The organism is Marinicella marina, assembly GCF_030065545.1.
Lineage (GTDB): Bacteria > Pseudomonadota > Gammaproteobacteria > Xanthomonadales > Marinicellaceae > Marinicella > Marinicella marina.
The window spans coordinates 304,412-326,263 of sequence record NZ_JASJNC010000002.1; the positions used below are offsets into that span (position 1 = coordinate 304,412).

The window sequence follows — 21,852 nt, forward strand, 5'->3', positions numbered from 1 at the left end:
AGGAATTCAAACCATGATTAATTTGAGTATCAGAGCCCTCTCTGAGTTGTTGCAACAAAAACAAATCAGCATCCAAGAACTCTGTGGTGTCTATCACGACCGCTGCCAGTCTTTTAATGTCAACACCAATGCGTTGATTTCAATCTGTGCAGAGCTCAGTGCTGCTGAACTGCTGCAAGCCCAACAACAATTGGATGCCGGTGAGTTATTGGCTGGTGTGCCATTGGTCCACAAGGATTTGTTTTGTACCCAGGGTATAAAAACCACTTGTGGCTCCAATATGTTGGCGGATTTTAAGCCGCCTTATGATGCCACCGCAGTCACTCAGTTGGCTGCTGCAGGTATGGTCAATTTGGGCAAAGCCAACATGGATGAGTTTGCCATGGGTTCATCCAATGAGCATTCGGCATTTGGCGTGGTTAAAAATCCATGGGATTCGCAACGGGTACCCGGTGGCTCATCGGGTGGTTCTGCAGCCGCAGTGGCTGCACGCATGGTGCCAGTGGCTACTGGCACTGATACCGGTGGCTCAATCAGGCAGCCTGCTGCTTTTTGCGGCATCACCGGCATCAAGCCCAGTTATGGCAGGGTTTCCAGACATGGTATGGTGGCTTTTGCATCCTCCCTTGATCAAGCGGGCGTGCTGGCAGTCTCAGCCGATGATTGTGGTTTGGTGTTGTCACAAATGTGCGGTCACGATCCCTTGGATTCCACTTCATTAAAAACCTCAACGTGGCAATGGGACAAGCCTAAAGACAGCAACATGCAAGGCTTGCGGGTAGGTGTCCCCCATGCTTGGATCGATGCGCTACAAGATGAGGGCATCAAAAATAAAACCACCGAGGCCATCGAGTATTTCAAACAACAAGGCGCCAGTATTATTGACATAGAGCTGCCTCACGCCGATTTGGCGGTATCCGCCTATTATGTGCTGGCACCAGCTGAATGTTCGTCTAATTTGTCACGTTTTGATGGGGTGCGTTTTGGTCATCAAACCAACGCGGCTGAAAATTTAGAAGCCCTTTATCGAAAAAGTCGCAGCGAAGGTTTTGGCGAGGAAGTCAAAAAACGCATCATGATTGGGGCGTGGGCACTATCGGCTGGTTATTATGATGCCTATTACCTCAAAGCACAAAAGGTCAGAAGGCTAATCAGTGAGGATTTCAATAAGGCGTTTGAATCGGTTGATGTGATTGCCTCTCCGGTCTCGCCAGAATTGCCGTTTAAGTTGGGCGAAAAAGCCGATGGCGTTAGTATGTACGAGGCTGATAAATTCACCATCCCAGCATCGCTGGCGGGTTTGCCTTGTCTGTCTATGCCAATTGGTTTCACTGCGGGGCTGCCTGTGGGTTTGCAATTGATTGGTAGGTACTTCGATGAGCAGAATATTTTGGCTTTGGCCGATAAATACCAACTAGACCACGACCACCACATGCAAATTCCGGAGGCATTCTTATGAGTATCTGGGACCGCTGGGAAATGGTCATAGGATTGGAAATCCATGTGCGCTTGGCCACGAACAGTAAATTGTTTTCAGGCATGAAAGCCAGTTATGGTGCATCGCCAAACTCTCAAGTCAGTTTTTTGGATGCAGGCCTGCCGGGGACTTTGCCGGTGATCAATCAAAAGGCCCTGGAATACGCCATCAGATTTGGTTTGGCTGTCGATGCAGAGATACCACCAGTAACGGTGTTTGCGAGGAAAAACTATTTTTATCCTGATTTACCCAAAGGTTACCAAATCAGTCAGATGGATGATCCGATCGTTGGTAAAGGTCACATTGTGATCAAAACCGATGAAGGTGAAAAAACCGTGGAAATCACTCGAGCCCACTTGGAAGAAGATGCCGGTAAATCAATCCATGATAAATACGACCGCTACTCGGCCATAGACTTGAATCGAGCAGGTACCCCATTGATCGAAGTTGTTTCTGAACCACAAATGTCGAATGCCAAAGAGGCGGTGGCATACATGCGGGAAATCTATACCCGGGTTACCCATTTAGGTATATGTGATGGTAACTTACAAGAAGGTTCGTTTCGCTGTGATGCCAATGTTTCAGTGCGACCTAAAGGACAAAAAGAACTGGGTACGCGAGCCGAAATTAAAAACCTCAATTCATTCAGGTTTATTGAAAAAGCCATCAATCATGAGGCCAAACGACAAATTAAACTGTTAGAGGCGGGTGAGAAAATAATTCAAGAAACGCGGCTGTATGATGCAGATAAAGATCAAACGCGGTCCATGCGCAGCAAAGAAAACGCCAATGATTACCGCTATTTTCCCGATCCAGATCAACTGCCCATAGCCATCACTGATGCGATGATTGAGGCACAACGTGAACATTTGCCAGAGTTTCCAGAACAAAAAATTCAACGTTATATCAATGTGCTGAAAGTCAAAGCTGATGATGCAGCAATCATCGCCAATGACATCCAAATGGCTGCTTTTTTTGAGGCCGCAGATGCCCAATCCAAAGCAGATGCAGATTTAAACGCCAAATTTTTGTTGGGTGAGTTCAGCGCTTTACTCAATGCAAAGGGTGAAAGCATAACCACATCGAAAATAGATGTGGTATCGTATGCCGGTCTGTTGGATGTAGTGGCAGCAGGTGGCATTTCGAGAAAAGTGGCCAAAACAGTGCTCGAGGACATGTGGGACAGTGGTGAGGCAGCTGCTGCCATCATCAAGGCCAAAGGCTTAGGACAAATTTCAGATTCATCGGCTTTGAATGAATTAATCAATCAAGTGATTGCCGATAACCCCAGTCAAGTTGCCGATTATCGTGCTGGTAATGAAAAAATGTTCAACTATTTCATTGGACAAATCATGAAAAAAACCAAGGGCCAGGCCAACCCGGTCCAAACCAAACAATTGTTAGAGGAATTATTAAATGAGTAGAGCGTTAATTTGTGGGTCTTTGGCCTTCGATAACATCATGGTCTTTGAAGATGAGTTTGCCAAGCACATCTTGCCTGAACAAATCCACAAACTGAACATTTCGTTTATGGTTCCCACTTTGAGCCGTGTATTTGGTGGCGTGGCAGGTAACATTGCTTATAATTTAAAGATGATCGGTGGTAAGCCAGTCCCTATGGGGGTGGTGGGTAGTGATTTTGATGTTTATTACCAGCGTTTGAAAGGCTTGGGAATTTCGCTTGAAGCAGTGAAAACCAAAGAAGGGCATTTCACGCCACAAGCCTATATCACCACCGATATGAAAAACAACCAAATCACGGCATTCCATCCGGGCGCCATGAATTTTTCACATGAGAACCATGTCAAGGATTATGAAGACATCGAAATTGGCATTGTGGGACCAGACGGCCGTGATGGCATGATACAGCATGCGCAGGAATTTGCTGATTTAAATATCCCTTTCATTTTTGATCCAGGTCAGGCCATGCCTTTGTTCGATGGTGATGATTTGAGACAGTTTATTGACCAAGCCACTTGGATGGCGGTGAATGATTATGAATACGAGCTGGTGCACGATCGCACTGGTATGGATGCCAAAGAAATTTCCAGTCACTTGGATGCATTGATTGTGACCCGTGGTGAGAAAGGTTCTGAGATTTACGCCGATGGTACCATGTATCACATACCAGTGGTTAAAGCCGAAAAAGTGGTCGACCCAACGGGATGTGGTGATGCCTATCGTGCTGGCTTGTTGTATGGTCTGACCAGTGGTCTGGACTTTCAAACCACAGGTCGCATTGCGTCACTATTGGGCAGCATCAAAATAGCCACTGCAGGCACGCAAAACCATTACATTTCGAAAAAAGACTTCAGACAAAAATTCTTAGATGAGTTTGGTTACGCTTTTTAAACATCAACTTTCATGAAGAAATAAAAGCCTGCGCTGTTGTGTGGGCTTTTTTTTTGGCCAAAGGGCAGCATGAAATTTCTTGAGTAAATTTCATTTTTTTGAAACAATAGAGGCAGTTTAAAAATTATATATCATCATGATTGATCGAGATGGTTTCAGGCCCAATGTGGGCATCATCTTGCTCGACAATGAAGGTCAAGTGTTTTGGGCCAAGCGAACCAGAGGCAATGGTTGGCAGTTTCCACAGGGGGGTGTCAATAAAGACGAATCCCCGGAAGAGGCCATGTTCAGGGAATTATATGAAGAAGTGGGGTTGAAACCTCACCACGTGGATGTATTGGGCTCAACGCCTGGTTGGTTGAAATATCACCTGCCTAAAAAATTCCACAAACGAGACTCAGATCCATCATTTGTTGGGCAAAAGCAAGTCTATTACTTGCTCAAGTTATTAGAAGACGAATCCAAAGTGGATTTTAACAAGACCCCCAAGCCCGAGTTTGAAGACTATCGATGGGTCAATTTCTGGTACCCGGCTGAAAATGTCATACATTTCAAAAAAGGTGTATACAAGCGGGCCCTGAAACACCTAGAGTTTCTTACCAAGAACCTATGAGTATTGCGGTCATTATCACAGACCGCAATACCGATGAATTGTGCCAGCTGCTGGCATCTCAATTACCTGAGGTGCAGATCCAACAATGGCCAGATATTCCCCACCCTGAAACCGTTGAATTGGCAGTTTTATGGGACCACCCTGCAGGCATCACTCAGCACATGCCCAAGCTCAAAGCAGTCATTTCTATGGGTGCCGGTATGGATCACATCGAACAAGATCAACATGTATCTGGTCATATCAAACAAGCGCGTATAGTCACACCGGCTTTACAACAAAACATGGCACAGTATGTGTTGCAACACGTCTTGGCTTTTCACCGCCATGGGCAAGCGTACCGCATCCAGCAGTCAAATCAACAATGGCAAGTCCTTGAAAAAAATCAACCGATGCCTGTGATTGGGTTTTTGGGTTTGGGTGCTCTGGGTGCATTTGTGGCCGATAGGTGTGTCGATTTGGGCTTTAAAACAATCGCTTGGACACAACAACAAAAACACCCTGAACATCCATGTTTTCATGGTGCTGAGGGTTTGCAAAAAGTTTGTGAGGGCAGTGATTACTTGGTTGTTTTACTACCTTTAAATCCACAAACCAAACACATCATCAACCGCGAGTTGCTCTCTTGGTGTGGTCAAAACCTGGTGTTAATTAATGTGGCCCGTGGTGCTCATGTCGATGAGGCTGCGCTGTTACAGATACTGGATTCAGGCGGCATTAAAGCCGCCGTATTGGACGTGTTTCAGCAGGAACCGCTGCCAGCTGAACACCCCTTTTGGCAGCACCCCAAGATCACCATTACCCCACATTCATCATCACGTTCTGATGTCATGCAGACTGCCCAGCAAGTGGTGGGCTATTATCGTGGCCTGATGAAACAATCCTGACCCTATCAAGCGAATCATTGAATGACTCAAATCCGACAATCACTTTTTTGCTTTGAATTCTTTGGTTTCTATTTCATACTATTAGTATGAATAAAGCCAACATAGAGATACTTCTGGGCTTGTTGATTTGCTTGTTGATGCCATGTGCTCATGCTGACCTCGATTTCAATACAGTTTGCCTGCAACCGGGGATGAATTCACCCATCCTTGAATGCAATGCACTGGTCAACCTGTACAACATCACTGATGGTGATAATTGGATCAACAACAGCAATTGGGGCAACGCCGATGTCGACAGTTGGTTTGGGGTTTCTGCTTTTGGGCCCGTTGAAAAATTTGTTTGGTTTTTGGATTTAAACGATAATAATTTGAATGGCATCATACCCAGCAACATCGGTGACTTGACTCAGTTGGTGTCATTGAATCTGAGTAACAATGATTTATTCAGTTTCATTCCATCAAGTATTGGTGATTTGGCTTCATTGGAATTTTTATTACTGGGCAACAATCAATTGACGGGAACAATACCCAATGAACTGTCAAGCTTAACTGCCTTGAGGATTCTTCAGCTACAAAACAATCAGCTCTCAGGTGAAATCATGCCCTACGTAACGGCAATGACTGATTTGACTGATTTGTGGATTGATGACAATGATTTCGCAGAAACCATCCCTGCAGAGATAGCACAAATGGTGTCTTTGGAATATTTTTCAGCCCAGAATGTCGGCTTCACTGGATTTTTACCCAATGAAATTACTGAACTACAAGCTTTGGAATTTTTATTGTTACCGGGTAATGACCTCAGCGGTAAACTGCCGCATTGCATCGGACGCATGAGTGGTTTGAAACAGCTTGACCTGAGTAACAATCAGCTCAGTGGCCGCCTACCAGTTTCTTGGGGCGCGCTGAATGGTTTTGAATTCATTGGCCTGACCAACAATCAACTTTCAGGTGAAATACCTGATTCTTGGTCACAAATGACGGCACTTTTCGGCTTTTATTTGAACCAAAATCGATTGACTGGCATGGTGCCTGTTGGTTTTGGCAACATGAATGCCATGAACCAATTTTACCTCGATGGCAATGACATGTCAGGCAGTGTGATTCCTGCAGCCATCGATGCTTGGTACCAACAAATCCCCAACAGAAGTATTCAATTCCAAGGCTTCACCGATGAAGTTTTTTATGCTGATTTTGACGGTGATTGTGTGGTTCAGTGAGCGCTTGGAAAACCCAGTAATAGGTCCACCAATGGTTGATCTGTAGACCATGAGCTGGAGTGGTTTTTCCACAGAATCTGTCCGCTGCCGCGATGAATCCAAAAAGCACTGGCTTGCCGCTGACTGCTCAGGTCTAAACCCACATGGGCATAATCAGCCTGGCTGGCAATGGCACCTGTCAGCAATAAAGTCCCCAGTTGTTTCATCACGCCCGGTGCTGATTGGTTGATGTGTAGGTAGAAAATAGCCGCGTCATCTGGAAGCTGCATGCTTTGAAAATGATAGCCCATTTGCATGCCGCTCAGACTCAATGGGTCGGCTGCATGATGCCGGCGTTGTGCCAAGTATTTCACCATGATGGTTAAGAATTCTTGGTGTTGTGCTTGTTGTTCTACAGTGACGTTTTGTTGCGCCAACAGGTAAGGCGGGTAAAGCAGCTTTTCTTGTGCTTGGTCCTGAATATAATGCTCAACTGCAAACTCAGGATCAATTAACAGGCCGCTACTGAGCAGGTATGCGCTGACTGCAGGATAACCATTGTTAGCCAAAAACTGTTTGGTTTGGAGGAAGGTATCATCCAGTATTCTTTGGTGATAAAAACTATCAAAATCCCAGTACTTCCCGACATCATCGCCCAGATTCAGGTAATCAATCACTACCACTACTTGATTGATTGGGTAGGTTTCGGGTGCAGGGTGTTGATAGGTAAAACTGCCTTTGGGCTGGCAAGCAGCCAGCCCAAAACAACACACCAAGTAAAGCCACACTCTGCTCATTGTTTGTGTACTTTGCCCCCTTTCATCACAAAGTCCACGTCTTGTAATTCTTTGATGTCATCCAACGGTGAGCCATCGGTGGCAATGATGTCAGCCAATTTACCCACTTCTAATGTGCCTAATTGTGCCGACATACCGATCAAGTCAGCCGCATTGATGGTGGCTGTGACGATGATTTCATCATTTGGCATGCCTGCCTCACTCATCAGTAACGCTTCATTGGCGTTGGTGCCATGCACTGAAATACCGCTGTCGGTGCCATAAGCAATTTTTACGCCGGCTTTGTAAGCTTTGCCAAAGTTACCTTGCATGTCCGCTCCAACTTTGATGGCTTTGGCTGCAACGGCAGGCGGTAACATATCGGTTTCCTTAGCGATTCTCACCACGGTATCACCAGCCAATAAGGTAGGTACCAAATATGCACCGGTTTGTTTGAACAGTTTAATGGCCTCTTTGCCGGTGTAAGTGCCATGCTCAATGCTGTGAACACCAGCTTTCAGAGCCGCTACGATGCCGTCTTCTTGGTGTGCATGTGAGGCCACTTTCCGCCCCATACGCTTGGCTGCCAGCACCACTTCTTTCAATTCATCCATTTCCATTTGTTGTCCGGTGCCAGTGGCACGATCGGTCATCACTCCGCCGGTAGAGGTGATCTTAATCAGGTCAGCACCGTACTTGATTGCATCACGCGTGGCGCGGCGACAATCAAATGGACCATCGCAAATGCTTTTGTCAGTATAGAACTCCATCAAGTCAGGCTTGATGCCACTGACATCGGCATGGCCACCGGTGATGCCTACGCCGCCAGCTGCAATCACTCTGGGTCCATCCACCCAGCCATTGTTGACCGCATCTCGATAGGCGTACATGTATTGCGAATCAGAACCCACATCTCTGACAGTAGTGAAACCAGCCATCAGGGTGTTTTTTCCATAATGAATGGTGCGCATGCCTTTGAGCTGGTCTGACATCTTCAATGCATCGCGGTCATTCATTGGGCCCAATTCTCCTTGCAGGTGAACATGCATGTCCATCAGTCCCGGCATCACAAACGAGTCACGCAGGTCAATGATTTGCATGCCATCGGTTTGATCAAAGCGGGTGAATCCAGATTTCACAGCTATAATCTTTCCATTTTCAATGGTAACTGTTTGGTTTTTCAGCGGTTTCTCGCCAGGAACGGCCAGTAATTTTCCGGCGTAGATGACTGTTTGTGCCGTTGCGATTTGAAAGTTGCAAGTCAATGCGAGGATTGCGGTCTTTATTACTCTGTTCATTTTATTTGGTCCCATAAATACGTGCCAATTATCTTAACAGAACAACAACAAACAGCGTCAATTAAGCTCATTTTATTGGGTACAATAGGACAACAATCAATCAACACTTTTTAATCAGGAGTTACCATGTCAAATGAACTCAAAGTCGGTTTGATCCAACTTGCCCCAATTTGGCTTGATCGCATCAAGACCACCGAAAAAATCATTGATTATTTACATCAAGCCGGGCAACAAGGTTGTCAATTGGTGGCCTTGGGTGAGGGGGTTCTGCCTGGTTATCCGTTTTGGATAGAGTTAACTCAAGGGGCGCGTTTCAATGCCGAGGATCAAAAACAATTTCATGCCCATTATTGTCAGCAAGCGGTACAAATTGAACGCGGCGATTTAGATGGTATTTGTGCGGTTTTAAAACAGCATAACATGGCTTGTTATTTGGGCATCATCGAACGCCCGGTCGATCGCGGTGGACACAGCTTGTATTGTTCGATTGTCTATATAAATGAACAGGGTGTTATACAATCCGTACACCGTAAACTACAGCCTACTTATGAGGAGCGTTTGACTTGGTCACCCGGTGATGGCAATGGGCTACAAACCCATAAATTGGGTGCATTTACCGTCGGTGGTTTGAATTGTTGGGAGAATTGGATGCCCTTGGCACGAACCGCATTGTATGCCCAAGGTGAAGATTTACACGTAGCCAACTGGCCTGGCAGTATCAGGAACACCCATGACATCACCCCCATGATGGCCAAAGAAGGTCGTTCTTTTGTGATGTCTGTGGGCGGTTTGATGCGACCATCAGATTTTCCTGATAACAGTCCGCATTATGCGGCTTTGATGAAAGATTGCCCAGATGATTTCTTAACTGATGGTGGTTCCTGTTTGTGTGCGCCAGATGGATCCTTCATCATTGAACCACAAGTGGGAGAGGAGGGTATCTACACCGCCACCATTGACCACACCAGGGTTTTTGAAGAACGACAAAATTTTGATCCAGTGGGCCATTACTCCAGGCCTGATGTGTTGCAGTTAAAGGTCAATAGAAAGCGCTTGAATCACTTGGATGAGATGTGAGGTTTCAGGTGCGCTCTAGTAATCAAGGCACACCTGAAGTTTGTATCTAAAGGATGTTTTAGAAAATGAACCTGAAACCCAGTTTGGCATTCAAGTCACCGTCTAGGCTGCCCAATTCTGTTTTCAGCGCAACTTGATCATTGAATTTGTAAAGGCCTTCTAAACCAAATTCATAAAACCCATCATTGGCATCTTCCACTTGTGTGTAGCTGAGGCCAGTATTCAGTTCAACTGCTTCAGTTATTGCTGTTCGGGTACCGAATTTAGCGCCGTAGGTAAAACTATCAGAAAACTGGTCAATAATACCCAATTCTAATTGTGAGTAGAAATCGGTTATACTGGCAATTTCAGTATGAAAGCCAACAATTGCACCAGTTCTTTGCAAGTTCCTGCTGCCAGCGTCTAAGTTACTGTAAAAACCTCCTAAGTAGATTGATTCTGAAACTGCCCCGGTACCTTCTAAAAAGAGGCCGTTGATACTTCTTAAATCAGAATCGAAGTGTTCCACGCCTACCTCAAAATAACTGTAGCTGATGTTGTCTTGGGCTTGAACCAAAAAAGAAGCAAAAAAAAGTGGTAAAAAGGTAAAGTATTTCATTATTTTCTCCGTGAAAAATTAAAGGTAATAAATTGGTTTGTCAATTAAAACAAATGAATTAGTCCATAATTCGCCGGCGATTATAAGTAATTCATTGGTAATGTCAATCATTCAAAATGTATCATGACCTTTCTGCATTCAACTGTTGTTGATTTAAAGCATAAGAAGTGGCTGGGAGAATTCAAAATGAAAATCTGAATCCAGCTTGGGCACCAAAATCACCGTCAATACTCTTTAAGCCCAAAGTGAAAGCTTTGCTTTCGTCCAATTTAAACAAGCCCTCGACACTGGCCTCAAAAAAACCATCATTGGCTTTTTCCACTTGGGTGTAACCGGCTGAGGTGATTAATTCAAATGTTTCAGTGAATGCTGTTCTGGTGCCGATTTCTAAACCATAGGTAAAACTGTCATCAAGACGCAAATCTAATTGGCCCAGTCTTAAATTGGTGTAAAAATCGGTGTTGTTGCTGATACCTTGATGAAACCCAAATAAGGCGCCATACCTCTTGCTGTCTATATTTCTGGACTCTAAATGATTCAGGTAACCACCCAAATAAAATTGATCAGACAATTCAAATGAAGCGTCCAAATAGTAACCGTCTGTGGTGCGTCCATTATTCAGGTCCAGGTAGTCATAACCCAGTTCAAAATAGTTGTAATTGATGTCGTCATTGGCTTGTGCATTTAAGCTAAGGGTCAAGCAAGCTGCAATCAAGTATTTTCTCATTTCATGTTTCTCCTATTTAATAAATATTAACCACTTAATTCCATGGTTGTTGGTTGAAACACAACCCGAGTTGGTTGTGTTGGGCGGATTATAGGAAGTTGAAAATGAACCCGTTCTGAACCAACAATGTCTGTTTTTATTTCATGCAGTATAAAAACACCTTATTACTGTCGTTTGTTTATCAAGCCTAAAAAAGAAGTTAAAAATGGATGTGTAAATTGTTGTGAAGGTTGTTTCAATAGTTCAGTTTGACAGACGCCGAGTCAGATAATTACGTTCTTTTTTAAGTCAAATGTCCAGTTTTGACCCAAATAATGGTTTCTTCATCGACATAAGGGTGATGTGAGCTGAGGTGAGGGCTGCGGATCCAGGTGCCTTTGGGGTAGTTGCCGTTTTCATCTTTGAAGGTGCCGGATAGCACAAAAATTTCCTCCCCACCGAAGTGGGTATGTGGTTGAAAAATTTCGCCTTTGGGCCATTTGACCAATGCGGTATTTTCGTGGATGTGGTTGTGCAAGGGCATCACCTCCAAGCCACCGATGCCTGGGCGCCATGGGGTGTTGTTGGTGTCAATCTTAATTTGAGCCGTGTCGGTGTCTTGAAACTGGCATAACTTGACTAATAACACACAACCCTTTTTACTGAAAGGAGCGTGTGAAGTGCCATCTGGGTTGCGCAGGTAAGTGCCGGCTGGATAATCCCCGTGTTCATCGGAAAACACCCCATCCAAAACTAATATTTCTTCGCCTTTGGGGTGGTGGTGGGTTTTGAAAGTGGCGCCTGGTTCGTACTTCACTATACTGGTGGCATGACCTTGTTCCGCCTCTGCCCGTGCCAACCTTTTTCTGAATACGGTGGGTGATGGACTGGCCGACCACTGCATTTGTTCGGTTTCCATAACCAACCGTTGGGTGAAGTCCATATTGAGGTTTGTTTGATTCATGTTTTTCCAGTATTTAATTGTGGTTTGCTATGATATCTCTTTCGATACCTCCAAAGGCTCAGGTAAAACATTTGGTTTATATGAATGTACCATAAGACTAATGGTAACTGAGGCACAACTTGATTATTTTGAGACAGACACTTAAGCTATTGATATGAAGAGGGGTGTAAACTGTCATGAGTGAAGATTCTAAACTGAATGACATAATCAAACGTGTGTTTGCGTCGTTGGATGACGGCAATCATGACGCCAATGAATTGGAAGATAACTTGCCGGCCATCACTGAATTTTGGTCAACCCAGTCAGGTGAACCGATGAAGGGCCAAGTCATAGGTGAATGGCGCATTGAATCTTTATTGGGTAAAGGCGGTATGTCAGTGGTTTACTTGGTACAGCGCAATGATGACAGTATCCAACAACAAGCAGCATTGAAAATCCTGCCCATTGAATTGGCCAGCCAACAAGTGGTTGAGCGCTTTGTCAGAGAACGTCAAATCCTGGTTGATTTAGATCATCCCAATATTGCTAAACTTTTGGATTTAGGTGTAACCGAGAGCAACATACCTTGGTATGTAATGGCTTATATTAAAGGCCAAGACATCATTGGTTTTATCAGTGAAATGAGTGCCAACTTAACTCAAAAAACCAACTTGTTTAAACAGGTTTGTGAGGCCATCGCGCACGCCCATGATCGTGGTGTGGTACATCGAGACATAAAGCCAGGTAACATATTGGTTAATGATAATTATGAAGTTAAGGTATTGGACTTTGGAATTGCATTGAAAGATGAGAATACGGCTTTAACCATGACGGGTGCAGTGATGGGAACGCCAGGGTATATGTCTCCCGAACAAAGCAAAGGACAAAATCACTTGATTGACGCGAGAAGTGATGTGTTTTCATTGGGCACGTTGTTCTATCACATGCTGGCGGGGAACAAGCCATTCTCGGCTGATAGTGCTGCTGAAATGGGTTTTCAAATCATTAATGATGAACCGTTGCCATTACCTGCATCCATTCCCGGTGACCTCAAAGCGATTGTGCAAAAATGCATGTCCAAAGACGCCGATCAACGTTACCCATCTGCCATCAGTTTGTTACAGGATATCAAGGCTTATATGAGTGGTGATGTGATTCAAGCAAAACCAGTTTCTTGGTTCGGTTATTGGGTTAAAAAAGGGCAAAAATACCCTAAGACAACTGGTTTGGTTTTTACTTTGATGTTGGTATCTGTTTTGGCTTTAGCGACTTACTTTTATCAAAACCACCTTAATAGCAATAGGTTGAAACAGGCAGAACTATTTGTACAACAAGCCGAAACTATTAAAAACCAAGTCAGGCGTATTCACATGCTCCCAGTACATAATGTACAACCTGAATATGAACGGATTCGAGCAGAAATAACCCATTTGCAACAACAAATTAGCAACAGTGGTGTTGATCAATCAGGATTGACTGACTTGGCATTGGGTTCTGCATACTTGAGCATGCGCGACTATGATCTTGCCTTGCAGTTTTTGCAACAAGCTCAAGACAAAGGTTGGCAATCCGTTGAGCTTGATCGACAGTTAGGTTATGCCAGGGCTGTGGAATGGTCTTATCAACTAAAAAAGGGCAAAAGAATCAAGGGTGAAGACGAACGGGCATTGCATTTGGCATCAGCTAAGGTTAATCACTATAACCCAGCGGTGGAATTGTTAGGCAAAACCCAACAGCAATCTCATTTTCTTGCAGGTCGATTGGCTTGGATTGAGGAGCGATATGATGATGCAATAGAGCATTATCAACTAGAGCTGACTGAAAACCCCTGGCATCATGAAGCTGCCAAACAAATTTCAGAAGTTTACATGAATAAATTCAGAACCACAGGCGCCACTGATGGCTATGATGCAGCCATTCCATTCATGGACAAAAGCAATGAATTCCTTAATCAAGCCATTTTGATAGGCCGATCTGACCCTCTGAATCACGTTTCTCGCTGTACCAATGCGGGCATTGATATTCAAATCAAACGGTATTTGAAAAAATACGATGCGATTCCCCAAGCATTTAACGAAGGCATGCAAGCTTGTGAGAATGCATTGGTGTTAGAACCATCTGCTTTTTCGCCCTGGGCCAATATGAATTTGTTGTTGTTAAACCAAGCGCAAATGTTTGAAGCACAAGAACAAACAGCCACTGATGTCTACCAACAGGCGCTGGATATAGCAGAGCGTGGGTTGCAATTACACCCCACAAAAATACCTTTGATGGTGGCTAAAATCAAACCACTGACCGAATTGGCAGACGCCGCCATCGAAAATGGTGATGATCCAAGTTCTTATTTCCAACAGGCAATGGCTACAGCAGATGAGGTGATAGCAACCGATGAAAAATCATCACAAGGCTGGAAAGAATTAGCTCGTGTGCATTGGGCGATTGCTGATTTCAATCAATTTGATAAAAAGGATTATGTGTTGGCTCAGTCACACCTTAAATCAGCTCAACAAGCTTACCTTAATCAACAACAATCTCAAATTTCTGTCACATCGCAACTCAATGCTGCTTTGATAGAATCACAATTGGCACAACTACACATTGAATTAGCAGAAACTGCTGCAGCCATAAAAACCATGCAAGCCAGCATTGAGCGTCGCATCAAGCACTTGCCGAGCAGTAAAAACTACTTTTCTTATCATCAGAGCGCGCTAGAAGATGGTATTTTGTTGTTTGATTGGTTCTTAACGGCTGATAACAATAATAACCAGGTCGTGACTGAATTACTTCAATCATTGGTGGTTAAAACTTGTGTTATCAGTGGATTAAATGATGAACAAACATCAGGCTTTAATGCGATTCTCAGCCAAGCAAATCTAAAAGCATCGGCTTCGATAAAACCTTGTGAGTTTGAGGGTTGAGATGAAAGAAGTTGAAATCACATTGTTAATTGAACAGGCGTCTGATGGCGAACAACAAGCTTTGGACCAATTGATTCCAATTATTTATCCAGATTTAAAAATGATCGCTGCTGGCATCAGACGTAAACAATTCAATGCCAATGAAACATTGAACACAACCTCTTTGGTCAATGAGGCTTGGTTGAAATTAAGAAAGTATGGTGTGCAAGCCACCAGCCGAAAACATTTCTTTTGTATTGCTGCTAAAGCCATGCGACAAGTTTTGATGAATGCTGCCAAAGCCAAAACAACAAACAAAAGACAAGCCATGCTGTCATCTATTGATGACATTCAAATTAAAAACACCGAATCAGCTGATTGGTTGTTGAAATTAGATGAAGTGATCAATGCAGTCGCACACCACAACAAAAGAACCGAGGAAGTTTTTCACCTTAAGTATTTCCTCGGTTTAAGTAATGCTGAAATTGCTGATTTAATGGCGGTTGATATCAGGACCATCAAACGTGATTGGACTGGAGTAAAAACTGTTATTAAACAGGTTTTGGGGTGAATTCACTCATTCGCCTGAAAGTCAGCTTTGAAAATTGTATCGTTTCCATAGATTACATAAGCCTTGCCAACATCTGAGGTTATACCAACAGTCCTAGTCCATGCGCCAATAATAACATCTGCAATACCATCGTTATTAAAATCGCCAGCTGCAGAAACATCATCGCCAAATCTATCGTCACTTCCACCACGTAATAAGAAACCAGCATCCACCAATGGAAATGCATCGATTTGTGCTGGCGGATTGACTCTGCCATATATAAGATACGCCCAGCCTGTGTCATTAAAAGCACCAGCACCGACCACCAAATCATCGATTCTGTCTCCATTAAAGTCACCTACAGAAGCTACTGATTTACCCGCAAAGCCGCTTGGATTGAAACCGTTAATGATAACGCCTGTATTAATATCTAAGTCACCCAAGTTATAAATTGCTGCTAAAGGAGTTTCACTGCCATAAATCACATAAGCCCTGCCAACATTAGAACCAAAGTCGTCTCTGGCATAAGGTGCACCAATGATGATGTCTTTCAGTCCATCGGCATTAAAGTCAATATTGCCTGATAAGCCTATACCCGCAAAATCATCCGTCTCAGTGCCGACAAATTTTGTGCCGTTGGAACCATTTATGGTGGAAAGTTGTATGGGGTATGTCGGAAATTGACTGCCATAAATTAAAAAAACATGGCCTTTATAATCATCTGCTGCGCCAGCAGCACTGATTAAAATATCATCTATCATGTCACCATTAAAATCTCCAGCACCATCTAGCTGGAAACCACTGGTGTCATCGATAACTGCACCATAAATTGCTGTACCGTTAGAGCCATTGATGTCATCAAGGTTGAATGGATTCAATGCCAAAGTGTTTGTACCATATACCACAAATGTTGTTCCTGAATCAGTGGCGCCATCATCTGACCAAATTGAACCAATCATGATGTCATCGAATCCATCGTTATTGAAATCACCTGCTTGACTGACTACAAACCCTGGAGTCTCGTTCAGCATTGGACGGTTAAATTTAATACCTTCACTGGAAGACAATTGATTCAGATTAACAGTTTGAAGCATCGGCAGGGTGTTGCCATATAGAACGTATGCAATGGCATCTTCACCAATCAGCGAATAATTGGCTGCTACCAATAAGTCATCAATACCATCGCCGTTAAAATCGCCTGCTGAAGACACTGAAATCCCGGTGCCTGGGCTACCAATGACAGAAAACCCATTGCCACCATCAATGAGGTTAGGGTTAATTGGGTTGTCAGCTTGAAATGAGCCACCGTAAATGACATAGGCGCGATCATTGGAGCCTCCTGGTTTACCAACTACAATGTCATCGATGCCATCACCATTGAAATCACCTGCTGTACTTACTGACCGTCCCATCCAATCGTTTTCGTCGATTCCTTCAACTGTAAACACTTGTTCATCATTTAAATCTGAGATGGGAATATTGCCTGTGTATTGAGCTAAAATGTTTTGCGAACTCAGTAATAAGATTAAAATTATTTTATGTGTATTATTCATATCAATTGCCTTTTAAAATGTCTGATAGTGATACACACAGGATTAATCATTAAAAAGGACATTTTTAATTCAAATAATATGTTCAAGCTAACTATTATCTAACGCAAGTTCAGTTATTATTCAAAATTGAAACCTTAAAATAAGATTAAAATAAAGCTGATCCAATTGAAACTTATGAAAAAAAAATTATTGCTTCTTTTTATTCTATTTATAAACGTTAATGCACTTGCGGTTACTTTGGAACAACAAAAAATAGTAACCAATGCCTTAGCGACCAATGATTGGGACATGGCTATGGATTTAGCGGAGGATTTGGTTGATGACTTCCCTAAAAGTTCAACAGCTCATTATTTATTGGCCAGTGCAATCAGGGTGAAAATGCAAGATGTGAGCCAAGTTAGAGCGATGTTTTCATTGGGAGATTACAAAGAGGCTTTGGCCACAGCCATCGAGCTGGACCCCCAAAATGTTGATGCCAGAACAGAGGAAATTGGTTTTTATATGGTGGCTCCAGGTGTGGCCGGTGGTGATAAGGAACTGGCGGCTGAAAAAATCAAGGCGCTGAAAGTTGTTGATCAGCTTAAGGGCCTGGAGATGGAAGCACAATTGGCAGCGGTCAACCAAGACCCAGTCAAGGCCAAAGCGGTGCTGGAAGAATTGGTTTTGCTTAAACCTGACAGTCCAGGTGCCTTGATGCAATTGGCTGTGATGGCCATGCAACAAAATGATTACCTCAAAGCCGATGGGTATTTATTGAAAATCAATGCTGAAGAGGATGCTGGTTGGCCATTGATGGCGCAATACCAACGGGCCAAGGCCAGGGTTTTGGCCAAGCAAGATTCCGACACTGCCATCGCGTTATTACAGTCTTACCAACAGTCTTTTTCAATTGTTGATACAGACCTGAACCTGCCCGATACAGCAGCAGTTTATTGGCGCATGGCTCTGGCTCATGAGAATAAAGGCGAGCAGGTTAAAGCCGTCGATTTACTTAAACAAAGTATCAAACTGGATGGTGATTTTAAACCAGCACAAAATGATTTGAAGCGCCTTTCAGACTGAATAATTTAGGCTCTGTGATATGAGCATGTTGTTACCAGTCAGTTAATCACATAAATAGTTCCACCAGTAAGAAAAACTGTACAGCACCTTTTTTTAGTTGACACATGGGTGGTATATGTGTCTTAATGTAACCTCAGGGTATCAATTAGGGATGCTCGGGTATCTTTAATTATGGAAAATATTATGAAAAATGAAAATTGTGCAGAAAAATCAGATCAAATATGTTCACGTTTGGCATGGATTATGCTGGCCACAGGCTTGTTATATGGACTGAAATTAATCACAGGATGGGTGACACCGGATTGGCAAAACACATTGCAAATGATTATCACTATTTGGGGCTTGGTGATCAGTCTGATGATTATCTGGACACTGGCGCCGACATTCATAAAGAAAATTAAATTTCAAACGGTCGAACATCCCGAGCTACAGGGTTATGTGACCAATATCTTGAACCGATCCTTGGTGATATCATGGGGTGTTACTTTTGTTGGAATGGTGATGTTACACGCCATCGATACCGTGTTGTTGAGCGGTTCATTGTCAGGTGCTGCATTTTTTGATGCCATGTTGGCTTTGATGACTTTATCGGCCAGTGTGACTTTTTTGTACCTCACACACTCGGGCTATGATCAGACTCAAGATGAGGGTTGGGATTGATGGCATTATTACTGCACAATCGCATCAGGGTCTATAGGGCTGAACATCGATTGAGTCAAAGTGACTTGGCAGCTGCCATTGGTGTTTCAAGAAAAACCATTTCAACCATTGAGGTGGGTCGTTTCGTACCCTCCACTGTCATCGCCTTAAAAATAGCCCAATACTTTGATGCAGCCGTTGAGGATATATTCAGTTTGCCAAAAAAGGCGCATTGAAGGGCTTTAAAACCATTCAATCTATTTGATGCAAAGCATCATAAACACGAGTCATCAGTTCAAGGTTGGCTTGAATTTCACGGTCGCTGAGTACCGCGGTCATGGCCTGCACGACAGTGATTTGTACCTGCATCGATTGAGCCAGTTTAGCTTCGCCTTTGGCAGTTAAATACAGTTGATGATTGCGACCGTCTTCAGGGTTTCTTTTTCTCTCAATCAAGCCGCGGTTGTGAAGTTTTTTTAACAAAGCCGAGGTGTTACTTTTGACCACCAATAATCGGTCGCTGATTTGTTGTTGGGAACTGCCTGGTTTGTGGTTGATGTTCATCAACAACTCATGCTGGGCAGCAGTTAAATTCAAGGCGGCCAGTTTGCTGTTCATGACTTTCTGGCATTTGAGGTAGCATTTGACTACTGATAACCATGAAGCGTGGCCTTTGATGTCGCTGGGTGTAATTTTCTGTGTCATTTTTACTAATGGTTCGGTTAAGTGAGTCGTTCGCAACTTCTTTTATGTGCCATAAAAACCGTTGTTTCAGGCTGCTGAGTAAAAAATTGTCTGGCTCGGTGAACTCGCCAAGCCAATTTAAAGTGAACATTTACAAAATGTTCACATGTGAACTATATACTGTATAATGAAACCGTTCACAAGTAAACCAATAATGCAAATGACATCCTATCCACCATCAGCTGGTCCTTTGAAGCCGCCCACTAAATTCAATACTTTACGAGAAATCAGGGCGCCTTTAGAGTGGCTGTTCTCTTATGGCAACCGCAGAAAACTGGCATCTGTGCCTCGTGGTAAAGGCCAATTGGTGGTGCTGGTACCTGGATATGGTGCCGATGAATGGTCAATGCGGCCGTTGAAAAAATTCCTCAAATCAATCAACTACAAGGTATTTGATTGGGGACACGGTCGTAACAAAGGGCATGTAGAACATGACAAGGGATTGTTGCTGCAGACCGTGCAGCAAATATCTGACAATCATGGCGGCGATGCAGTGACATTGATTGGCTGGTCATTGGGTGGCGTATTGTCCAGAGAGGTGGCCCGCTTACATCCTGAATTGGTGCAAGGAGTCATCACCATGGGAACGCCGCTGATGGGTGGGCCCAAATATACTGTGGTGGCAAACAAATACGCCAAATCAATGAAGATGGATCTAGATGCTTACGAGGCTGAAATCCATGACATCAATTCACAAGGCATTTCGCAGCCATTGACTGTGATGTACAGCAAGTCCGATGGCGTGGTTGGCTGGCGCGCATCGGTTGATCGATACAACGAACATGCCAGAAATATTGAGATCAGTTGTTCTCACCTGGGCATGGGCGTCGATGCTGAAGTTTGGCGCATCATAGCCGAAACATTGGCCAAACAGGATTAATCATGCAATTTGATGAAATCATCAAGACACTGCTGGAGTCAGATGACAAGCAAGTAGTGGTAGATGAAAACTGGGCTCAAGGCAGAACAGTATACGGTGGACTGTCCGCTGCCATGGTGTTTGCTTGTATGCAACAGCAAGTCAGCAACAATCAACCCAATGAACATCGACCCGTCAGGTACCTTAATTACAGTTTCATTGGTCCGCTGATGACGGCTGTACCGATTTTTGTTGAGGTGGAAATCATGAGAAGCGGTCGCAGTGCAACGCAATTGACAGCGAAGATCATGCAAAATGATCGGGTGTGTGTGATGGCACAGGGCTGTTTTGGTATCGCACGAACATCTAAAATCAACATAACTGACAAACACAATCACCACATGCCATTACCCAAGAAGGGTAATTTTTTACCACAAATCCCCAAAGTGGTGCCCAAGTTCCTGCGTCACTTCGAGATTAATTTGCAGCAAGGTCGTTTGCCTTTTATGCACAGTAAAAAAGATTACATGCATGGCTGGATGCGTTTCAAACAGCGGCCCAATGGATTTGATGATGGTCATTTAATAGCCGCCATTGATGCCTGGCCATGCACCGTGCTACAACAATTAAAACTGCCTGCTGCCGCCAGTACCATGAACTGGAATTTGGAGTTTCCACAGCATCAAAAACTGCCAGATGCTGACCAATGGCTGGCCTATCAGGCCCACACAGAACATGCCAGCGATGGCTATGTTTTCAGTGACGCACAAATCTATAACCCTGAGGGTGGTTTGTTGGCCTTAAGTCGACAGACAGTTGGGGTGTTTGCTTGATTTAACTCAGTAATTGATTCAACCTGGCATAATCAAGGGTTGCTGAATGCGGTGCTGTCAAAGCAGTATAAGCTTGAATGAATGGGTTGGGACCCAGTGATATTCTTTTTACCCCAGCTTTTGTCAAGGCTTCGAGATTTTTTTCTGCCGACTCAGTCATGATGTTCACAGGTAACTTGATGGCTTGAGTCAGATGTTGAATGGTTTGTTCATCTTCAAGGCCAGGAATAAAGATACCATCAGCACCTGCGGTTTGATACAGTTGTGCCCGCGATTTAATTTCAGCTGTTTGTGTATGCTTAAAGTGCAGTGAGCGCAATAACACATCAGTCCTGGCATTGATAAAAAAGTCAGTATCAGTAACTGTGGTTTTAATGGCTTTTATTTTATCGACCAACAGCTTGGGTTCATCAACACCATCTTCAATATTGATGCCAGCCACACCAAGCGCCGCCAATTGTTGAACCAATGAGGCGACATCTGCTGGGTTTTTTGTATAACCATCCTCGATATCAACGCTTAATGGGATGTTTGTGATTCGCATGATTCGTTCAATGGCTGCCAATAAAACCTGCCTTGGCAAGCTACCATCATCTGCATAGCCATTGGCCCATGCCAGCGCAGCACTGCTGGTGGCATGAGCTTGGGCGCCTGCCTGTTGGACTATGGCGGCACTTGCTGAATCCCAAATGTTGGTTAATCTAAGCGGTTTTTGTTGCTGGTGTAATTGTTTGAAAGAAGGTTTATATTGTTGAGTCATGTTGTTTATTGCTGTATGAAGAACAAACAATC

General features: G+C 43.8%; 22 protein-coding genes. 14 read left to right on the forward strand and 8 right to left on the reverse strand.

Going from position 1 to position 21,852, the window contains the following annotated elements; genetic code table 11:
* Window positions 1-13 precede the first annotated feature (13 nt).
* The 6 genes from gatA (at window position 14) to QNI24_RS04075 (ending at window position 6,546) form a co-directional block, all read left to right on the forward strand.
* On the forward strand, window positions 14-1,459 hold the full coding sequence (gatA, locus tag QNI24_RS04050; protein WP_267175002.1) for an Asp-tRNA(Asn)/Glu-tRNA(Gln) amidotransferase subunit GatA: 1,446 nt from the start codon (window positions 14-16) through the stop codon (window positions 1,457-1,459).
* Entirely contained in the window at window positions 1,456-2,901 is a 1,446-nt protein-coding gene (gene gatB / locus QNI24_RS04055) for an Asp-tRNA(Asn)/Glu-tRNA(Gln) amidotransferase subunit GatB (protein WP_267175003.1), read from the forward strand. The genes gatA and gatB overlap by 4 nt, the downstream gene beginning before the upstream one ends.
* Window positions 2,894-3,829 (forward strand): carbohydrate kinase family protein, encoded by a 936-nt coding sequence (locus QNI24_RS04060; protein ID WP_267175004.1) that lies wholly within the window; start codon window positions 2,894-2,896, stop codon window positions 3,827-3,829. Before gatB ends, QNI24_RS04060 begins: the two co-directional genes overlap by 8 nt.
* A 136-nt stretch (window positions 3,830-3,965) precedes the next feature.
* The gene (locus tag QNI24_RS04065) at window positions 3,966-4,442 is read left to right on the forward strand and encodes an RNA pyrophosphohydrolase (RefSeq protein WP_267175005.1); all 477 of its coding nucleotides are present in this window, start codon (window positions 3,966-3,968) and stop codon (window positions 4,440-4,442) included.
* Window positions 4,439-5,326 carry a 2-hydroxyacid dehydrogenase gene (locus QNI24_RS04070; protein WP_267175006.1) on the forward strand — a complete coding sequence of 296 codons (888 nt, stop codon included), beginning with the start codon at window positions 4,439-4,441 and terminating at the stop codon, window positions 5,324-5,326. The genes QNI24_RS04065 and QNI24_RS04070 overlap by 4 nt, the downstream gene beginning before the upstream one ends.
* Before the next feature lie 86 nt (window positions 5,327-5,412).
* The gene (locus QNI24_RS04075; RefSeq protein WP_267175007.1) at window positions 5,413-6,546 is read left to right on the forward strand and encodes a leucine-rich repeat domain-containing protein; all 1,134 of its coding nucleotides are present in this window, start codon (window positions 5,413-5,415) and stop codon (window positions 6,544-6,546) included.
* On the opposite strand, the gene QNI24_RS04080 is transcribed toward QNI24_RS04075, so the two are convergent.
* Window positions 6,540-7,322: a hypothetical protein gene (locus tag QNI24_RS04080; protein WP_267175008.1), complete on the reverse strand. Its 783-nt coding sequence runs from the start codon at window positions 7,320-7,322 to the stop codon at window positions 6,540-6,542. The genes QNI24_RS04075 and QNI24_RS04080 overlap by 7 nt on opposite strands.
* On the reverse strand, window positions 7,319-8,599 hold the full coding sequence (locus QNI24_RS04085; protein WP_267175009.1) for a metal-dependent hydrolase family protein: 1,281 nt from the start codon (window positions 8,597-8,599) through the stop codon (window positions 7,319-7,321). The genes QNI24_RS04080 and QNI24_RS04085 overlap by 4 nt, the downstream gene beginning before the upstream one ends.
* Before the next feature lie 126 nt (window positions 8,600-8,725).
* On the opposite strand from QNI24_RS04085, the gene QNI24_RS04090 reads away from it, so the two are divergent.
* Window positions 8,726-9,676: a carbon-nitrogen hydrolase family protein gene (locus QNI24_RS04090; RefSeq protein WP_267175010.1), complete on the forward strand. Its 951-nt coding sequence runs from the start codon at window positions 8,726-8,728 to the stop codon at window positions 9,674-9,676.
* A 58-nt stretch (window positions 9,677-9,734) separates the two neighbouring features.
* On the opposite strand, the gene QNI24_RS04095 is transcribed toward QNI24_RS04090, so the two are convergent.
* From QNI24_RS04095 to QNI24_RS04105, 3 genes are all read right to left on the reverse strand, one after another.
* The gene (locus QNI24_RS04095; protein WP_267175011.1) at window positions 9,735-10,274 is read right to left on the reverse strand and encodes a hypothetical protein; all 540 of its coding nucleotides are present in this window, start codon (window positions 10,272-10,274) and stop codon (window positions 9,735-9,737) included.
* Between the two features lie 181 nt (window positions 10,275-10,455).
* Window positions 10,456-11,001, reverse strand: coding sequence for a hypothetical protein (locus tag QNI24_RS04100; protein WP_267175012.1), 546 nt, complete (start codon window positions 10,999-11,001; stop codon window positions 10,456-10,458).
* Window positions 11,002-11,284: 283 nt separating this feature from the next.
* Window positions 11,285-11,944 (reverse strand): cupin domain-containing protein, encoded by a 660-nt coding sequence (locus QNI24_RS04105; RefSeq protein ID WP_267175013.1) that lies wholly within the window; start codon window positions 11,942-11,944, stop codon window positions 11,285-11,287.
* A 176-nt stretch (window positions 11,945-12,120) separates the two neighbouring features.
* Between QNI24_RS04105 and QNI24_RS04110 the strand changes: the two genes are divergently transcribed.
* Window positions 12,121-14,841 carry a serine/threonine-protein kinase gene (locus QNI24_RS04110; protein ID WP_283708501.1) on the forward strand — a complete coding sequence of 907 codons (2,721 nt, stop codon included), beginning with the start codon at window positions 12,121-12,123 and terminating at the stop codon, window positions 14,839-14,841.
* A 1-nt stretch (window position 14,842) separates the two neighbouring features.
* Window positions 14,843-15,391 carry an ECF-type sigma factor gene (locus tag QNI24_RS04115; RefSeq protein ID WP_267175015.1) on the forward strand — a complete coding sequence of 183 codons (549 nt, stop codon included), beginning with the start codon at window positions 14,843-14,845 and terminating at the stop codon, window positions 15,389-15,391.
* A gap of 2 nt (window positions 15,392-15,393) precedes the next feature.
* Here QNI24_RS04115 and QNI24_RS04120 read toward each other — a convergent pair whose 3' ends face one another.
* On the reverse strand, window positions 15,394-16,923 hold the full coding sequence (locus QNI24_RS04120) for an integrin alpha (RefSeq protein ID WP_267175016.1): 1,530 nt from the start codon (window positions 16,921-16,923) through the stop codon (window positions 15,394-15,396).
* 174 nt (window positions 16,924-17,097) lie between these two features.
* Between QNI24_RS04120 and QNI24_RS04125 the strand changes: the two genes are divergently transcribed.
* The 3 genes from QNI24_RS04125 to QNI24_RS04135 all read left to right on the forward strand — a co-directional run bounded on the left by QNI24_RS04125 (window position 17,098) and on the right by QNI24_RS04135 (window position 18,860).
* On the forward strand, window positions 17,098-17,985 hold the full coding sequence (locus tag QNI24_RS04125) for a tetratricopeptide repeat protein (RefSeq protein ID WP_267175017.1): 888 nt from the start codon (window positions 17,098-17,100) through the stop codon (window positions 17,983-17,985).
* A 183-nt stretch (window positions 17,986-18,168) separates the two neighbouring features.
* Complete coding sequence (locus QNI24_RS04130; protein ID WP_267175018.1) at window positions 18,169-18,645, forward strand: hypothetical protein; 477 nt, start codon at window positions 18,169-18,171, stop codon at window positions 18,643-18,645.
* Window positions 18,645-18,860, forward strand: coding sequence for a helix-turn-helix transcriptional regulator (locus QNI24_RS04135; protein ID WP_267175019.1), 216 nt, complete (start codon window positions 18,645-18,647; stop codon window positions 18,858-18,860). Before QNI24_RS04130 ends, QNI24_RS04135 begins: the two co-directional genes overlap by 1 nt.
* Window positions 18,861-18,876: 16 nt before the next feature.
* Here QNI24_RS04135 and QNI24_RS04140 read toward each other — a convergent pair whose 3' ends face one another.
* Window positions 18,877-19,329, reverse strand: a complete 453-nt coding sequence (locus QNI24_RS04140) for a MarR family winged helix-turn-helix transcriptional regulator (protein ID WP_267175020.1) — start codon at window positions 19,327-19,329, stop codon at window positions 18,877-18,879.
* A gap of 193 nt (window positions 19,330-19,522) precedes the next feature.
* Between QNI24_RS04140 and QNI24_RS04145 the strand changes: the two genes are divergently transcribed.
* Together QNI24_RS04145 and QNI24_RS04150 are read left to right on the forward strand one after the other, a co-directional pair.
* Window positions 19,523-20,248, forward strand: coding sequence for an alpha/beta hydrolase (locus QNI24_RS04145; protein ID WP_267175021.1), 726 nt, complete (start codon window positions 19,523-19,525; stop codon window positions 20,246-20,248).
* 2 nt (window positions 20,249-20,250) lie between these two features.
* Window positions 20,251-21,060 (forward strand): acyl-CoA thioesterase, encoded by an 810-nt coding sequence (locus QNI24_RS04150; protein ID WP_267175022.1) that lies wholly within the window; start codon window positions 20,251-20,253, stop codon window positions 21,058-21,060.
* Window position 21,061: 1 nt separating this feature from the next.
* On the opposite strand, the gene QNI24_RS04155 is transcribed toward QNI24_RS04150, so the two are convergent.
* Window positions 21,062-21,820, reverse strand: a complete 759-nt coding sequence (locus QNI24_RS04155; protein WP_267175023.1) for an isocitrate lyase/PEP mutase family protein — start codon at window positions 21,818-21,820, stop codon at window positions 21,062-21,064.
* Window positions 21,821-21,852 lie beyond the last annotated feature (32 nt).

What these genes read in the sequence shown, in the direction of transcription:
- gatA (WP_267175002.1), top strand. Translation starts at nt 14, where the DNA reads ATGATTAATTTGAGTATCAGAGCCCTCTCTGAGTTGTTGCAACAAAAA.
- gatB (WP_267175003.1), top strand. Translation starts at nt 1,456, where the DNA reads ATGAGTATCTGGGACCGCTGGGAAATGGTCATAGGATTGGAAATCCAT.
- QNI24_RS04060 (WP_267175004.1), top strand. Translation starts at nt 2,894, where the DNA reads ATGAGTAGAGCGTTAATTTGTGGGTCTTTGGCCTTCGATAACATCATG.
- QNI24_RS04065 (WP_267175005.1), top strand. Translation starts at nt 3,966, where the DNA reads ATGATTGATCGAGATGGTTTCAGGCCCAATGTGGGCATCATCTTGCTC.
- QNI24_RS04070 (WP_267175006.1), top strand. Translation starts at nt 4,439, where the DNA reads ATGAGTATTGCGGTCATTATCACAGACCGCAATACCGATGAATTGTGC.
- QNI24_RS04075 (WP_267175007.1), top strand. Translation starts at nt 5,413, where the DNA reads ATGAATAAAGCCAACATAGAGATACTTCTGGGCTTGTTGATTTGCTTG.
- QNI24_RS04080 (WP_267175008.1), bottom strand. Translation starts at nt 7,322, where the DNA reads ATGAGCAGAGTGTGGCTTTACTTGGTGTGTTGTTTTGGGCTGGCTGCT.
- QNI24_RS04085 (WP_267175009.1), bottom strand. Translation starts at nt 8,599, where the DNA reads ATGAACAGAGTAATAAAGACCGCAATCCTCGCATTGACTTGCAACTTT.
- QNI24_RS04090 (WP_267175010.1), top strand. Translation starts at nt 8,726, where the DNA reads ATGTCAAATGAACTCAAAGTCGGTTTGATCCAACTTGCCCCAATTTGG.
- QNI24_RS04095 (WP_267175011.1), bottom strand. Translation starts at nt 10,274, where the DNA reads ATGAAATACTTTACCTTTTTACCACTTTTTTTTGCTTCTTTTTTGGTT.
- QNI24_RS04100 (WP_267175012.1), bottom strand. Translation starts at nt 11,001, where the DNA reads ATGAGAAAATACTTGATTGCAGCTTGCTTGACCCTTAGCTTAAATGCA.
- QNI24_RS04105 (WP_267175013.1), bottom strand. Translation starts at nt 11,944, where the DNA reads ATGAATCAAACAAACCTCAATATGGACTTCACCCAACGGTTGGTTATG.
- QNI24_RS04110 (WP_283708501.1), top strand. Translation starts at nt 12,121, where the DNA reads ATGAGTGAAGATTCTAAACTGAATGACATAATCAAACGTGTGTTTGCG.
- QNI24_RS04115 (WP_267175015.1), top strand. Translation starts at nt 14,843, where the DNA reads ATGAAAGAAGTTGAAATCACATTGTTAATTGAACAGGCGTCTGATGGC.
- QNI24_RS04120 (WP_267175016.1), bottom strand. Translation starts at nt 16,923, where the DNA reads ATGAATAATACACATAAAATAATTTTAATCTTATTACTGAGTTCGCAA.
- QNI24_RS04125 (WP_267175017.1), top strand. Translation starts at nt 17,098, where the DNA reads ATGAAAAAAAAATTATTGCTTCTTTTTATTCTATTTATAAACGTTAAT.
- QNI24_RS04130 (WP_267175018.1), top strand. Translation starts at nt 18,169, where the DNA reads ATGAAAAATGAAAATTGTGCAGAAAAATCAGATCAAATATGTTCACGT.
- QNI24_RS04135 (WP_267175019.1), top strand. Translation starts at nt 18,645, where the DNA reads ATGGCATTATTACTGCACAATCGCATCAGGGTCTATAGGGCTGAACAT.
- QNI24_RS04140 (WP_267175020.1), bottom strand. Translation starts at nt 19,329, where the DNA reads ATGACACAGAAAATTACACCCAGCGACATCAAAGGCCACGCTTCATGG.
- QNI24_RS04145 (WP_267175021.1), top strand. Translation starts at nt 19,523, where the DNA reads ATGCAAATGACATCCTATCCACCATCAGCTGGTCCTTTGAAGCCGCCC.
- QNI24_RS04150 (WP_267175022.1), top strand. Translation starts at nt 20,251, where the DNA reads ATGCAATTTGATGAAATCATCAAGACACTGCTGGAGTCAGATGACAAG.
- QNI24_RS04155 (WP_267175023.1), bottom strand. Translation starts at nt 21,820, where the DNA reads ATGACTCAACAATATAAACCTTCTTTCAAACAATTACACCAGCAACAA.